The 14,017-nt window shown below is 63.9% G+C and carries 14 protein-coding genes; 4 read left to right on the forward strand and 10 right to left on the reverse strand.

All coding sequences use genetic code 11. The features are described 5' to 3' along the window. Positions 1-12: 12 nt before the first annotated feature. Positions 13-324: a hypothetical protein gene (locus AC1Q67_RS07810; protein WP_492234565.1), complete on the reverse strand. Its 312-nt coding sequence runs from the start codon at positions 322-324 to the stop codon at positions 13-15. Positions 325-632: 308 nt separating this feature from the next. Here AC1Q67_RS07810 and mutL point away from each other — a divergent pair, with 308 nt between their 5' ends. Beyond that, positions 633-2,450, forward strand: coding sequence for a DNA mismatch repair endonuclease MutL (mutL, locus tag AC1Q67_RS07815; RefSeq protein ID WP_492234564.1), 1,818 nt, complete (start codon positions 633-635; stop codon positions 2,448-2,450). A 145-nt stretch (positions 2,451-2,595) separates the two neighbouring features. Here the strand turns inward: mutL and rsmD are convergent, their stop codons facing one another. Beyond that, the gene (rsmD, locus tag AC1Q67_RS07820) at positions 2,596-3,165 is read right to left on the reverse strand and encodes a 16S rRNA (guanine(966)-N(2))-methyltransferase RsmD (RefSeq protein WP_492234563.1); all 570 of its coding nucleotides are present in this window, start codon (positions 3,163-3,165) and stop codon (positions 2,596-2,598) included. A 58-nt stretch (positions 3,166-3,223) separates the two neighbouring features. Next, the gene (locus tag AC1Q67_RS07825; RefSeq protein ID WP_492234562.1) at positions 3,224-5,362 is read right to left on the reverse strand and encodes a pseudouridine synthase; all 2,139 of its coding nucleotides are present in this window, start codon (positions 5,360-5,362) and stop codon (positions 3,224-3,226) included. Positions 5,363-5,525: 163 nt separating this feature from the next. On the opposite strand from AC1Q67_RS07825, the gene AC1Q67_RS07830 reads away from it, so the two are divergent. Beyond that, positions 5,526-5,972: a nucleoside deaminase gene (locus tag AC1Q67_RS07830; protein WP_492234561.1), complete on the forward strand. Its 447-nt coding sequence runs from the start codon at positions 5,526-5,528 to the stop codon at positions 5,970-5,972. A 120-nt stretch (positions 5,973-6,092) separates the two neighbouring features. Here the strand turns inward: AC1Q67_RS07830 and AC1Q67_RS07835 are convergent, their stop codons facing one another. The 3 genes from AC1Q67_RS07835 to purD all read right to left on the reverse strand — a co-directional run bounded on the left by AC1Q67_RS07835 (position 6,093) and on the right by purD (position 8,853). Continuing rightward, positions 6,093-6,542 (reverse strand): GNAT family N-acetyltransferase, encoded by a 450-nt coding sequence (locus AC1Q67_RS07835; RefSeq protein WP_024574242.1) that lies wholly within the window; start codon positions 6,540-6,542, stop codon positions 6,093-6,095. Continuing rightward, positions 6,542-7,450, reverse strand: a complete 909-nt coding sequence (locus tag AC1Q67_RS07840) for an alpha/beta fold hydrolase (protein WP_492234560.1) — start codon at positions 7,448-7,450, stop codon at positions 6,542-6,544. The genes AC1Q67_RS07835 and AC1Q67_RS07840 overlap by 1 nt, the downstream gene beginning before the upstream one ends. 125 nt (positions 7,451-7,575) lie before the next feature. Continuing rightward, positions 7,576-8,853: a phosphoribosylamine--glycine ligase gene (gene purD / locus AC1Q67_RS07845; protein ID WP_492234559.1), complete on the reverse strand. Its 1,278-nt coding sequence runs from the start codon at positions 8,851-8,853 to the stop codon at positions 7,576-7,578. Between the two features lie 81 nt (positions 8,854-8,934). Between purD and xseA the strand changes: the two genes are divergently transcribed. Both xseA and AC1Q67_RS07855 read left to right on the forward strand, forming a co-directional pair. Then, positions 8,935-10,395, forward strand: a complete 1,461-nt coding sequence (gene xseA / locus AC1Q67_RS07850; protein WP_492234558.1) for an exodeoxyribonuclease VII large subunit — start codon at positions 8,935-8,937, stop codon at positions 10,393-10,395. 94 nt (positions 10,396-10,489) lie between these two features. Then, positions 10,490-10,714: a DUF2093 domain-containing protein gene (locus AC1Q67_RS07855; RefSeq protein ID WP_002713413.1), complete on the forward strand. Its 225-nt coding sequence runs from the start codon at positions 10,490-10,492 to the stop codon at positions 10,712-10,714. A 3-nt stretch (positions 10,715-10,717) separates the two neighbouring features. Here AC1Q67_RS07855 and lpxK read toward each other — a convergent pair whose 3' ends face one another. Genes lpxK through AC1Q67_RS07875 form a run of 4 tightly spaced genes read right to left on the reverse strand, consistent with a single transcriptional unit; the run spans position 10,718 to position 13,976 of the window. Continuing rightward, the gene (gene lpxK, locus AC1Q67_RS07860; RefSeq protein ID WP_492234557.1) at positions 10,718-11,728 is read right to left on the reverse strand and encodes a tetraacyldisaccharide 4'-kinase; all 1,011 of its coding nucleotides are present in this window, start codon (positions 11,726-11,728) and stop codon (positions 10,718-10,720) included. Then, a complete protein-coding gene (locus AC1Q67_RS07865) occupies positions 11,721-13,025 on the reverse strand; it encodes a 3-deoxy-D-manno-octulosonic acid transferase (RefSeq protein ID WP_024574237.1) in 1,305 nt (434 codons plus the stop codon). The genes lpxK and AC1Q67_RS07865 overlap by 8 nt, the downstream gene beginning before the upstream one ends. Further along, the gene (locus AC1Q67_RS07870; RefSeq protein WP_024574236.1) at positions 13,018-13,731 is read right to left on the reverse strand and encodes a lysophospholipid acyltransferase family protein; all 714 of its coding nucleotides are present in this window, start codon (positions 13,729-13,731) and stop codon (positions 13,018-13,020) included. Before AC1Q67_RS07870 ends, AC1Q67_RS07865 begins: the two co-directional genes overlap by 8 nt. Further along, positions 13,728-13,976, reverse strand: coding sequence for a DUF4170 domain-containing protein (locus tag AC1Q67_RS07875; protein WP_492234556.1), 249 nt, complete (start codon positions 13,974-13,976; stop codon positions 13,728-13,730). The genes AC1Q67_RS07870 and AC1Q67_RS07875 overlap by 4 nt, the downstream gene beginning before the upstream one ends. Positions 13,977-14,017: the final 41 nt, after the last annotated feature.

A 14,017-nucleotide genomic window follows, 5' to 3' on the forward strand; every position in this document is an offset into this window, starting at 1 on the left:
CAGCGCACCAGCCTAACGCTTGAGGCCGCCCGCAGCGCCACCGGTGGCGCCAGCCGCGCCGTTGACGGCTCCGCCCGCACCCGACCCGACCGTGCCCTTCGCACCGGTGTGCGTGCCGGCGCCAGCATTGGCACCCGAACTTCCGGCATTGGAATCGACGCCGGCGCCGGTATTGGCGCCACCGGAGATTCCGGCGGGGCCGCTGACACCACCCTGCGCGCCGCCACGAACCCGCGTGTCAGATGAAACGCCCTGTGCCAGCACAGCGCCAGTCAGCATTGCCGAGGTTGCGAGCACAATGGCTGCAGTTTTTACGACCTTCATCCACTTCTCCTTACAATAGCGACGCCCATCCGGTTTCGTTCTGTGCGCCGTCCCCATCTGCCGGATGGATTCGCCGAGATATTTCTCACGAACGACGCGCACGCATGCAAACTGCGTCGTGTGACCATTGTTCAGAGATTTGGGGGCCATTTCGCGGAGATTCCGCCACATGCTGACCGCATATGCGGCCGTTCAAGAGACCTGTGCGAAGCGGTGAAAGCCTGACAAATGAGCCCGGTTGAGGTTCCCTTTGATCAGTCCAACCCGGTAAAATGCGCCCGCCTCATATCGAGTCGCACTGGAACCTCATGCCCGTCCGTCAGCTCCCTATTCAGATCGTCAACCGCATTGCCGCCGGCGAGGTGGTGGAGCGGCCCGCGAGCGCGGTGAAGGAGCTGGTCGAGAACGCCATCGATGCCGGCGCGTCGCGCATCGACATTTTTACCGAGGGTGGCGGACGCCGGCGCATCGCGATCACCGACGACGGCGCGGGCATGACGCGTGACGATCTCGCGCTCTCGGTCGACCGACACGCGACATCGAAGCTCGACGACGAGGATCTGCTGCGCATCCGCACGCTGGGCTTCCGCGGCGAAGCACTGCCGTCGATCGGCGCTGTGTCAAAGCTCAATATTGCCACACGGCATGCCAGCGAGCCTCATGCGTGGACGCTCAATGTCGATGCGGGGGCGAAGTCCGATATCGTGCCAGCGGCATTGGCCGCCGGAACGCGCGTCGAGGTCAGCGATCTGTTCTACGCCACCCCGGCGCGGTTGAAATTCCTCAAGACCGACCGCACCGAAGCCGAAGCCGTCCGCGAAGTGGTGCGGCGCCTGGCCATGGCACGGCCGGACATCGCGTTTTCGCTGTCCGGCGAGGAACGCGCGCCCGTCACATGGGCGGCGGCGCTGCCCGGCGCACCAGGCCGCCTGACACGGCTCGGCGATATTCTGGGGGCGGATTTTCGCGCCAGCGCCATCGAGGTGCGCGCGGAGCGTGATGGCGTTAGCGTCGAAGGCTTTGCCGCAGCACCTTCCCTCACGCGGGCCAACGCACTCGGGCAATATCTGTTCGTCAACGGCCGCCCGGTGCGCGACAAGCTGATCCTCGGCGCCGTGCGTGCGGCCTATGCGGACTATCTGCCGCGCGACCGGCATCCTGTGGTCGCGCTGTTCGTCACCCTCGATACCCAGGAGGTCGATGCCAACGTGCATCCGGCCAAGACCGAGGTGCGTTTCCGCAATGCCGGGCTGGTCCGCGCCCTGATCGTGCATGCGTTGAAAGACGGCCTCGCACGCGAAGGTAAGCGCACGGCGGCGAATTCCGACGGCGCCGCGATCATGGCTTTTCGTCCGGGAAGCATTTCACGCAGCGGTGGATGGGACTGGCGGCGCTCGCCGAATTTCCCCGCGGCTCCTGCCGCGCCGGCTTATGCGAATGCGTTTTCGCCCAATATCTTTGCCGAGACCGCGCAGGCCGCATTCGACACCGGCGCACCGACAGCCGACGTGCGCACTGAGCACGCGCCCGCACATGAACTGATCGACAGCCCGCTCGGCGCGGCGCGCACGCAGATCCATGAAAACTACATCGTCGCCCAGACCCGCGACGGGCTGGTGATCGTGGATCAGCATGCCGCCCACGAACGCATCGTCTATGAGCGGCTGAAGGCCTCGCTTGAACGCAACGGCGTGCAGCGGCAGATCCTGCTGATCCCCGAAATCGTCGAGATGGACGAGGCCACCGTGGAGAGGCTGGTGGCGCGCGCCAGCGAACTGGAAAAATTCGGGCTGAGCATCGAGTCGTTCGGTCCCGGCGCAATCGCCGTGCGCGAAACGCCGTCGCTGCTCGGCAAGACCGATGCGGCCTCATTGCTGCGCGATCTCGCCGAGCACATGGCCGAATGGGACGAGGCATTGCCGCTTGAGCGGCGGCTGATGCATGTTGCGGCCACGATGGCCTGCCACGGCTCGGTGCGCTCGGGGCGCATCCTCAAGCCTGAGGAAATGAACGCGCTGCTGCGCGAGATGGAAGTGACGCCGAATTCCGGCCAGTGCAACCACGGTCGACCGACCTATGTCGAACTGAAACTCGCCGACATCGAGAAGCTATTCGGGCGGCGATAAAGCCGCCAAAATCGTAAAGGCGAAACGGTGACGATCTTCGCTGCAAAAGGCGAAGTGGTGAGCAAATTGCGGCTTCCGGGCGAATTCAGATTCAGTGTCAGAAACGCCGCCGAATTAACTTGACGCACGACGTCTGAATGCAAGTTCAGGCTATCGCAGTGCCACTCGTCCGTAAAAATACAAACTCCGTGTCGTCATAGACGCGGCGCTCGAGTTCTTCAAAACCATCCGGTGCCGAAAATGCCGCGGCCTTCGATTCCTCGACCACCACAAGCGCCTCCGGCGTCAGCCACTTGCCGTCACGCAAGGAAACCAGCGCCTTGTCGGCCAGTCCGCGCCCGTAGGGCGGATCGAGAAACACCAGCGAGAACGGCTCGACCGGATAGGCCGGGCCGAGATTGGTCGCATCGCGGCGATAGACCTTGGTGACGCCGCCGAGCCCCAGCGCTTCGACATTGTTACGGAGCAGCGCCCGCGCCTCCGCGCCGTTGTCCACGAACAGCGTGAATGCCGCGCCGCGCGACACCGCTTCGATGCCGAGCGCGCCGGTGCCGGCGAACAGGTCGAGCACCCGCGCGCCGTCGATCGGGTTCTCGTAGGCATGCATCAGGATATTGAATAGCGACTCGCGCAGACGATCCTGCGTCGGACGGATGTCATTCGACGCGGGCGAGGCGATGTTGCGGCCTCTCAGACGACCACCGACGACGCGCATGCTAGACTCCCAGCATGATCTTATCGGAAAACCGGTTCCCACTTTTCCGGATCATGCATCAGTCTTCCGTGACGCCGTCTTTGGGCTTCAGATCGCGCTTGCCCTTGTAGCCGCGTTGCGGACGGCGCGGCGGGCCGTAGCCGCCGGCTGCTTCCTCGTTGCGCGCACGGGCTTCGTCGCTGCCCGCACGCGTCACCAGGATGCGGCGGCCCTTGCGGTCCGCGATCAGTCCGCTCTTCTTTCCCGCAGGCTTGATGCGGCCCTTGATGCGCGGCGCGTCTTCGTCCTCCGCGACCTGCTTCACCGGCTTGTCGAACTGCGCGCCGGACATCGCGACGATCTTCTCGCCGAGTTGGTCGCGCAGTACCCGTGACTTGATCTCCTCGACCTGGCCTTCCTCGATCTCGCCGAGCTGGAACGGCCCGTAGGAAATGCGGATCAGCCGGTTCACCTCGAGGCCGAGATGCGCCATGACGTTGCGGACTTCGCGGTTCTTGCCTTCGCGGATCGCAAACACGATCCAGACGTTGGCCGCCTTGTCGCGTTCCAGCGTCGCATCGATCGAACCATACTTCACGCCGTCGACCTCGACGCCCTTCTTCAGTTCGTCGAGCTGGGCCTGCGTGACTTCGCCGTGCGCACGGACGCGATAACGCCGCAGCCAGCCGGTGTCCGGCAGTTCCAGCGCGCGGGCGAGCCCGCCGTCATTGGTCAGCAGCAGCAGGCCTTCGGTGTTGAAGTCGAGCCGGCCGATGCTGATAAGACGCGGAAGTCCCTCAGGCAGATTGTCGAACACCGTCGGGCGGCCCTCGGGATCGTCGTGGGTCGTCATCAGGCCGCGCGGCTTGTGATAGAGAAACAGCCGCGTGCGCTCGCGCTCCGGCAACGGCTTGCCGTCGATGGTGACGACATCGTTGTCGGTGATATCGAGCGCCGGCGAGTTGATCACGCGGCCGTTCACCGCAACGCGGCCCTGCACGATCCAGTCCTCGGCGTCGCGGCGCGAACACAGTCCGGCACGCGCGACAATCTTGGCGATGCGTTCGCCGGTCTTTTTCTTTTCCGGTGCGGCGCGCGGCGCGCGCCTGTCGAAATCGGGCTTGCGCTCGCGGTATTCGCCGCGGCCGCCAAACGCCGGCCGCTTGGCGAAAATCTTGCTGTCGTCCTCGTTGTCGCGCCGCGGACGGTCGCGATTCTCGCTGCGCGGATGTTCCTGCCAGTCACTGCGGCCACGCGGCGCGCGGTCCTCACGCGGCTTGTCAAAACGAGGGCGCGAAAACCGCGGGCGCTCACTGGAATCGCGATCGCGGTCACCACGGTCGAAACGGGGCTTGTCGAAACCACCAGCACCTTCACGGCGCGGCGGACGGCTGTCACCGTCGCGCGACGGTCCGCGCTTCTGCCAGGGCTTTTCGTTGCCGCGATCCTCACCTCGGCTGAACTCCCGGCGCGGTCCGCGATCCGGCGCACCACGCGCGGGCCGCTCGTCGCGGTTGAAGCGCGGGCGCTCGTCGCGCTGCGGACGCTCGTCCCGGTTGAAGCGGGCGGGACGGTCATCTCTGCCTTCGCCGCGCGGCGTGTAGGGCCGCTTCTCGCCGAACTTCCTGTCTCCGAATTTTTTATCCTGGAAACGTCCGGCACCGGCGCTGCGTGGTGCGCGGTCGTCGCGATCTCGCGGCTTGAAGGAACGGCCTTCACCACGATCCTCACGCGGCCTGAATGAGCGCCCTTCGCTGCGATCACCACGCGGTTTGAAGGAACGGCCCTCTCCGCGATCCTCACGCGGCTTGAACGAACGTCCTTCGGAATGATCGCCACGTGGCTTGAACGGACGGTCTTCGCCACGATCTTCGCGCGGTTTGAATGAACGCGCTTCGCCCCGATCCCTGGACCCGAAGTCCTTGCGCGGGCCGCGATCCGGTCCGTCCTTGCGGAAATCATCGCGCTTGCCGGCATAGGGCTTCGACCCATGGGGCCGCTTGTCGCCGAACTTGCGGTCGCCGAATTTCTTGTCACCGCCGCGCGGGCCGCCGGATCGTGCCGGCCGCTCGTCGCGCGAACTTCCGCCACTGCGTGAGCCCGCTCCGCTGCGCGAGCCGCCGCCGGGGCCGCCTCTGCCGCCGCCCTTGTAGCCACCGCCTGCGCCGCCTTCACGGCGCGGCGGACGGCCGTTGTTTTTATCGTTGTCGCGGGGCATGAATGATCTCTCAGGCGTTGGGCAGAATATCGGGACTGTCGCACAACGTGAAAATTGGCTGGCGGTACGCGCCCTTTTAAATCAGGGCGCATTTTCGCGCAAAACCGGTTCTCGCGTTTGCTGAAGACGCCGTAGTAACAGAGTTTATCGCCGGAAACGAGGCATGACGGCACGATCTTTCATGGATTTGGCGCTGAAACAGGCGGAAATCGCCGAAACAGCGGGTGAAGTGCCGATCGGCTGCGTCATCGTGCGGGACGGCGCCGTGATCGCGCAGGCGGGCAACCGCACCCTCGCCGACCGCGACCCGACCGCCCATGCCGAGATTCTGGCCATCCGCGAGGCCGCCCGCGTCACGGGCAGCGAGCGTCTGACCGATTGCGATCTCTATGTCACGCTGGAACCCTGCACCATGTGCGCAGGGGCCATTTCCTTCGCCCGCATCCGGCGGCTTTACTATGGCGCGGCTGATCCGAAAGGCGGCGCGGTGGACTCAGGTGTCCGGTTTTTCGCCTCGCCCACCTGCCATCATGTGCCGGAGATTTATCCGTCCGTCGGCGAAAGCGAAGCCGCCACGCTGTTGACGAATTTCTTCAAGGCGCGGCGGTAAGCCAAACCGTCATTGCGAGCGAAGCGAAGCAATCCATTCTCAAGTCAAGGATGGATTGCTTCGTCGCTATCGCTCCTCGCAATGACAACGCTCTTGGCCGTGGCACGAAACCGCAATATTTCAAATCAGATTGATCTTCATGCCCTCATGCGAGGCGTCGAAGCCAAGCCGCGCATAGAAGCGCTGCGCATCGACGCGCCGCTTGTCGGTCGTGAGCTGCAATTGCTTGCAGCCGCGCGCACGTGACTTGGCGATCATCGCCTCCATCATCTGTTCGCCGATGCCGAGCCCCCGCAGCGAACGGTCGACCCGCACACCCTCGACCTTCGCGATCCAGCTGCCATGATAGGACATGCCGGGAATGAAGGTCAGTTGCAGGCACCCCATCGCCGTGCCCTCGTGATCCCACACATAAAGCGTGTTGTTGGGGTCCGCCGCGATGGCGTCGAACGCGGCACAATATGCCGCCATGTTACTGGAGAAATCCTCGCGCCCGCGCGCGATCTCATCATCCGCCAGCATTTCAACAATCCGCCGGATATCCTCTCGCCGTGCCTCACGTAGTGCCATCAATCCTGCCCCTGAAAGAATTCAAGTAATGCGTTGGCCGTTTCCTGCGGATTTTCCTCGGGAAGGAAATGGCCCGCATCAATGGCGTGTCCCCTGACGTTCGTCGCCCAATTACGCCAGGTGTCGAGCGGGCTCGAAGCCGAGGACGCAATGCCCGCCCCGCCCCACAGCGCCAAAAGCGGCACCGTGATCTTGTTGCCGGCTTCAACGTCGGCCTTGTCCTGCTCGAAATCGGCATAGGCCCCGGCGCGATAATCCTCGCACGCGGCATGGATGCGCAGCGGATCGCGAAACGCCGTCAGGTAATGTTCGACCGCACGCGGATCGAATGGACTGGGCGCATCCTTCTTTGCCCAGCTCTTGAAGGTGCGCCCGAAATAATCGTCGGGATTCGTTGCAATCAAGTTTTCCGGCAACGGATGCGGCTGGGCCAGAAACGCCCAGTGATAGATGCGAAGCGCAAAGGCGCGATCCATCTTCAGCCAGTAATCATAGGTCGGCAGAATATCGAGCGTCGCAAAGCGCGACAGCCGCCCGGGATGATCGAGCGCCAGCCGATAGGCGACACGCCCGCCACGATCGTGACCCGCAAGACCGAAATGCACATGACCGAGCTTTTCCATCGCCTCGACCATGACCTGCGCCATCGCCCGCTTGGTGAACGGCGTATGATTCTCGTCGGTCTTCGGAACATCCGACCAGCCGTATCCGGGCAAATCCGGAATCACGAGGGTGAATTTGTCGGCCAGCATCGGCGCGACGCGATGCCACATCACATGGGTCTGCGGATAGCCGTGCAGCAGCAGCAACGGCGGGCCCTTGCCGCCGACGCGGGCGAAAATGCGCCCGCCGCGTGTACTGATCCATTCAGACTGGAAACCGGGAAACAGATCGGCAAGATCGGGCATAAATGACTCCCGTTGATCTTCATCATGGCCGGGCTCGTCCCGGCCATCCACGTCTTGTTCAATCAGCCGACATAGAAGGACGTGGATACCCGGAACAAATCCGGGCATGACGGCACCACGAGTAACTATCCAGTTTTTTCGCTCGCCTCCCGCGCCACCGCCTGCCAGCCGATATCGCGGCGGCAGAAGCCTTCTGGCCACTTGATAAGGCCGATCGCTTCATAGGCCCGGCGCTGCGCCTCGCTCACGGTCTTCGCCGTCGCGGTGATATTCAATACACGGCCGCCATTGGCGAGAATTCTGTCTCCATCGGCTTTGGTGCCGGCATGGAAGATTTCGACGCCTTCCACCCTGGCGGCATCACCAAGACCTTCGATGACCGTGCCTTTGGCATAGTCGCCGGGATAGCCTTTCGCCGCCATCACCACGGTGAGCGCGGGCTCGGGATACCAGCGCAGATCGAAATGCTTCAATTCACCTTCGACAGACGCCAGCAGCGCCGGCACAAGATCCGACATCAGGCGGATCATCAGCACCTGCGTCTCGGGATCGCCGAACCGCGCATTGTATTCGATCAGCTTCGGGCCATCCTTGGTGATCATCAGGCCTGCGAACAGCACACCCTTGTAAGGCATGCCCATCGCCTTCATCGCGTGCAGCGTCGGCAGGATGATCTCGCTCATCGTGCGCTCGCGCACCGCGTCGGTGAATACCGGAGCCGGCGAATAGGCACCCATGCCGCCGGTGTTCGGACCCTTGTCGCCATCGAAAGCGCGCTTGTGATCCTGCGCGGCGGCCAGCGGCAACGCACTGTCGCCATCGCACAGCACGAAGAACGAGGCTTCCTCGCCCTCCATGAATTCCTCGACGACCGCTTCGGCGCCCGCCGCGGTGAACAGCGCATCGATCGCGGCTTCAGCCTCATTCAGCGTCATCGCCACCACGACGCCCTTGCCGGCGGCAAGACCATCCGCCTTCACCACGATCGGCGCGCCCTGCTTGCGGATATAGGCCTTTGCAGCGTCCGCATCACGAAAGCGCTCATAGGCCGCGGTCGGGATGTCGTTCGCCTTGCAGATGTCCTTGGTGAAACCCTTGGAGCTTTCGAGTTGCGACGCAGCCTTGCTGGGACCGAACGCCTTGATGCCGGCTGCGGCGAGATCATCAACGATGCCGGCTGCCAGCGGCGCTTCAGGGCCAACCACCACGAGGTCGACCTTGTTCATCTTGCAGAAATCGATCACCGCCGCATGATTCGCGACATCAAGCGCAACGCATTCGGCCTCGCGGGCGATACCGGCATTGCCCGGCGCGCACCACAGCTTTGTCAGCAGCGGCGAGGCCGCCATTTTCCACGCCAGCGCGTGTTCGCGCCCGCCGGAACCGATCAAAAGGATATTCATGGATAATGGTCGAACCGGCGTTTCTGGGATGATAGAAGGGTTTAACATGGTGTTTGATCACCGCAATAGATTCGAGTCGCGATGAAAGCCACTGCCGCCGAACCGCTGCCCAATTCACCGGAATTTACCGTTTCGGAGCTGTCCTCGGCTCTGAAGCGGACGGTTGAGGACGCCTACGGCCATGTGCGGGTGCGCGGCGAAATCTCCGGCTTTCGCGGGCCGCATTCCTCCGGCCACTGCTATTTCGCCCTGAAAGACGACAGCGCCAAGATCGAGGCGGTGATCTGGAAGGGCGTCCACGGCCGGATGCGGTTCAAGCCGCAGGAAGGCCTCGAAGTCATCGCCACCGGCAAGCTCACCACCTTTCCCGGCTCGTCGAAATACCAGATCGTGATCGAAGCCATTGAGCCGGCCGGCGTCGGCGCACTGATGGCGCTGATGGAAGAACGCAAGAAGAAGCTCGCCGCCGAAGGCCTGTTCGATGAAGCCCGCAAGCAGCTTCTGCCGTGGCTGCCGGAAGTCATCGGCGTGGTGACCTCGCCCACCGGCGCGGTGATCCGCGACATCCTGCACCGGCTGGAAGACCGTTTCCCGCGCCGCGTGCTGGTGTGGCCGGTGCGCGTGCAGGGCGAAGGCTCCGCCGAGCAGATCGCCGCCGCCATTCGCGGCTTCAACGCGTTGGAAGAAGGCGGAAAAATTCCGCGACCTGACTTGCTGATCGTCGCGCGCGGCGGCGGCTCGCTGGAAGACCTGTGGTCGTTCAACGAGGAGATCGTGGTACGCGCGGCCGCGGAGAGCATGATCCCGCTGATCTCGGCGGTCGGCCACGAGACCGACGTCACGCTGATCGACTTCGCCGCCGACAGGCGCGCGCCGACGCCAACAGCGGCCGCCGAAATGGCAGTCCCGGTGCGCGCCGAACTTGCCATCGAGATTTCCAGCCTTGCACGCCGCAGCTTCGCCTGCTGGCAACGCAGCCACGAACACCGCCGTGCCGAACTGCGCAGCGCTGCGCGCGCGCTGCCGAAAGCCGCCGACCTTCTGAACATTCCACGCCAGCGCCTCGACCGCGCCAGCGCGCAGCTGCCGCGCGCACTGCGCGCCAATGCGCATGTCTACGAGCGGCGGCTGTCTGCCATCGGCGGTCGGCTGACGGTGACCGCGTTGCGCACACAGATCGATCGCGGCAAGGAGAAGGTCGCGCGGCTCGCCACAAGCGCGCGGCGCTGCGCCGATCTGCATATCCAGCAACGCGAGACGCGGCTGAAGTATGTCGCGCAGCTTTTGAATGCGCTGTCCTACAAGGGCGTGCTGGATCGCGGCTTCGCGCTGGTGCGCGACGAACACGGTCAGCCGCTGCACGCCGCAGCCAGCGTCGGTTCCGGCCAGCATCTGTCCATCGAGTTCTCTGATGGACGCGTTGGCGCGACAGCGGATGGTGAGGGAACAGCCGCGGCGAAGCCGAAAGCCGCGCCGGCAAAGCCCGCCTCAAAACGAACCACCGATTTCGGCGTCAAAAAGGTCCAGGGCGACCTTTTTTGAACTCCCGAAAAGGGTTTCGCCGCCTCTCCTGTATGCCTATATTTAAGTCCTCTCTCCGGACGACAATCTGCCGGACCCGACAAGGACAGTTATCGTGCTCAATAAATTCGGGCCTTCCGGCCAGGGCGAAGCGCAGGTCGAATATCTCGACGGCGACTTTCGCGTGACCTCTCCCGGCTCCTATGTCCGCTGCGCCATCACCGGCGAACATATTCCGCTGGACGAGCTGAAGTACTGGAGCGTCGACCGGCAGGAAGCTTACGCGACGCCGGAAGCCGTGTTGCAGCGGCACTATCCCGCGCAACTGAAGAAGGCCTGAGAGTTACCGCGCGCGCGCTTTTGCCAGCCGCGCCGTTACGAAATTCCGCAGCATCGTTTCGTCATCGAACGCCAGCGTGACCGCGAGGGTCGCGATGCGGTCCGCATAAGCCTCGAGACGGGCATCGCTGCGGATGCGCGCCATATCCTTTTCGGTGGTCACCAGCTTAAGTGTTTTTGCTGTGGCGTCCGACACCAGCCGCCCGATCTCGTCCGGCGTGAATGGATGGTGATCGGCGAAGGCCCTTTGCTCGATCACGTCCACGCCGCAGGCACGCAGCGTCGCAAAGAATCGCGCCGGATCGCCGATCCCTGCAAACGCCAGCACGCGCTGACCGCGCAGCCTGCCGACTGAAGCCTGATCCGGAACAAGCCGGGCGCGCAGGACAGGCGCCCCGCGCCTGGTCACTTCCGCCGTGATGTCACGTGCCGCATCGCCTTCACCGATCACGATCAGCGCGTTGGTGCGCGCGACCTGCGGTTCAAGCGGCGCCCGCAGCGGTCCGGCCGGGAACACACCGCCGTTTCCGATGCCGCGCGCAGCATCGATCACGATCAACGACGCATCCTTCGCAAGCGCCGGATTCTGAAAGCCGTCGTCCAGCAGCACGACACTCGCACCGGACGTTCGCGCCAGTGACGCGCCGGCGACACGGTCGCGCGATACGATGACGGACACATTTGAGGCCAGCATCAAGGGCTCATCGCCAACATCGGCAGCGGAATGCGACGCCGGATCGACGCGCAGGGGCCCCGGCTGCGTTCCGCCGTAGCCACGGCTGACCACGAACGGCTGCTCGCCCAGCTCTCGCAGAAGTTTCACAAGCGCGAGCGTCGTCGGCGTCTTGCCTGCACCGCCGAGATGATAGTTGCCGACGCAGAAAACCGGAATTCCCGCAGACGCTCCGGCGCGCGACATCCGCCGCGCGGTGATCGCTCCGTAAATCGCGCCAAGCGGCGCAAGCAGTCGCGACAACAACGATGGCGGCCGATACCAGAAGGCCGGCTCACGCATCGGCGCTTCCTCCCTCCAGCCGCAACTGCAGGAGATATGGCTCCAGCGCAGCAAGCGTCTTGTCCAATGCGCCGCCGAGCCGGCCAACAACGGCTTCCGCCGCTCCCACGGAACGCTGCCGGGCAATCGGGTTCACCAGCAAGTGCCCGAGCGACTTCACAAAGTCCTCGCCAGTCTCGGTACGAATGGCGCCGCCGGCCTGATTCAGCGCTTCATAAATGTCATCGAAATTGAACACGTGCGGCCCGTGCAGGATGGCCGCGCCCAGCTTGATGCCTTCGATCGGATTCTGCCCGCCATGCGCCACCAGCGAACCGCCCATGAACACCACCGGCGCCAGACGGTAGAACAATCCCAGTTCACCCATGGTGTCGGCGACGTAGATGTCCGTCTCGGGGCCCGGCAGTTCGTCCTGCGAGCGCAAGGCCACCCGCATGCCACCATCCGTCAGCATGCGCGCAATGGCCGCGCCGCGGTTGGGATGACGCGGCACGATCACGCTCAACAGTTGCGGCATGCGTGCCGCCAGACGCCGATGGGCGTCAAGAATGATTTCGTCCTCGCCCGGATGGGTGGAGGCTGCGAGGAACACCAGCCGGCGCTGCATGGCCTCCCTGAGGCGTTCCAGCTTTCTCACGTCCGCCGGCGGAGCCTCGACATCGAGTTTCAGATTTCCGGACGTGACAACGTTCGGACAGCCCAGCGCCGCAAAGCGCTCGCCGTCGCGATCGGACTGCGCGAGGCAGAGATCGAAACACTCCAGCAGCGTGGAGATCGTGCCGCGCAGTTTCTGCCAGCGCGGAAACGAGCGCGGCGACATGCGGCCATTGATGATGACCATCGGGATGCGCCGCTCGGCGCTCGACAGGATCAAGTTGGGCCAGATGTCGGACTCGATGAACAGCGCGAGGCCCGGCTTCCAGTGATCGAGAAACGCCGACACGAAACGCGGCGAATCGAACGGGATATACTGATGAATGACGTCGGGCGGAAAGCGCCGCGCCACAATGGCCGCCGACGTGACCGTGCCCGAGGTCAGCAGGATGCGGACATTCAGCGCACGCAGCCGCTCGATCAGTCCCGCCGCCGCAAGCACCTCGCCGACACTCGCGCCATGAATCCAGATCAGCGGTCCGGAAGGGCGCTCGATGCTCGCAACACCGCGGCGTTCGCCGAGCCGCTCGGGATCTTCCTTGCCCTGCTTCAGCCGGCGCGCGATCAGCGGCGCTGCGAGCGGCGCGGCAAGAGCCGACAGCCGCCGATACGCCGCAAGCGTCGCAGGCAACGCGCTAGGCATGAAGACCCTCGTCCCGCAGTCCGACCAGTTCATAGGCCCGGCGGGTGACGTCGTTCAACCGCTCTTCGAGCTGCAATCGCAGTGCCTGCATCGTCTCGGTATCCGCGTCGGGCGGCACCCAGATGATCTCGCCCGCGGCAATGACGCCGCGCCCGAATGGCAAATGAATGACGGAGCGATCCCAGTTATTGAGGCGCTTGAACCGGCTGGTGGCGATCGCCACCGGCAGGATCGGCCGTCCGGACTCGCGCGCCAGCATGATGATGCCGAGGCCCGCCTTGCGCGCAACCTTCGGCACATCCGCAGTCAGCGCCATATTGATCTTCTCTTCCAGCGTCCGCAGCATCATTTTGAACGCGCCGACCCCGCCCTTGCGGTGAAATTCCGTTCCATGATCGCCGGAGCCGCGCACGGTCCCGACGTTGAGGCGCTCCGCAGCGATCGCATTGATTTCGCCGTCGCGATGACGCGAGATCAGAACCCTGGCGGAGTACTGCTTGAGTTTCAGAAACGGCATCATGAAGTGCTGGCCGTGCCAGAACGCGATGATGACCGGCATGTCCGGCTCGATGTGCTTGTAGACATTCGGCGGATCGAGAGTGAACCGATTGGTCCACCACACAAAACGCAAAAACTCGGCCGCAGTCACACCCGCAGCACGCTGCACCCAGCTCGAGCGGCCGAGATTTCGAAGGAATCGTTTCAACGGGCGGACTTTGAATCTTGACCGGGATCGAGCAGCCGGTGGAGATGGACGATGAAATAACGCATGTGGGCGTTATCGACGGTCTGCTGGGCCTTGCTCTTCCATGCCGCATAGGCCGTGGCGTAGTTGGGGAACAGACCGACGACCTCAACCTTGTCGAGATCCTTGAAAGTCACGTGATCGAGGTCGAGAAGTTCGCCGCCGATGACGAGGTGAAGCAACTGCGGTTGCACAGTTTCCGACATGAGTGTTTTTCCCAAAAACCAGTGACCGGCTCACGAATTCA

This window comes from Afipia sp. GW823-FHT06G09 (assembly GCF_058794875.1).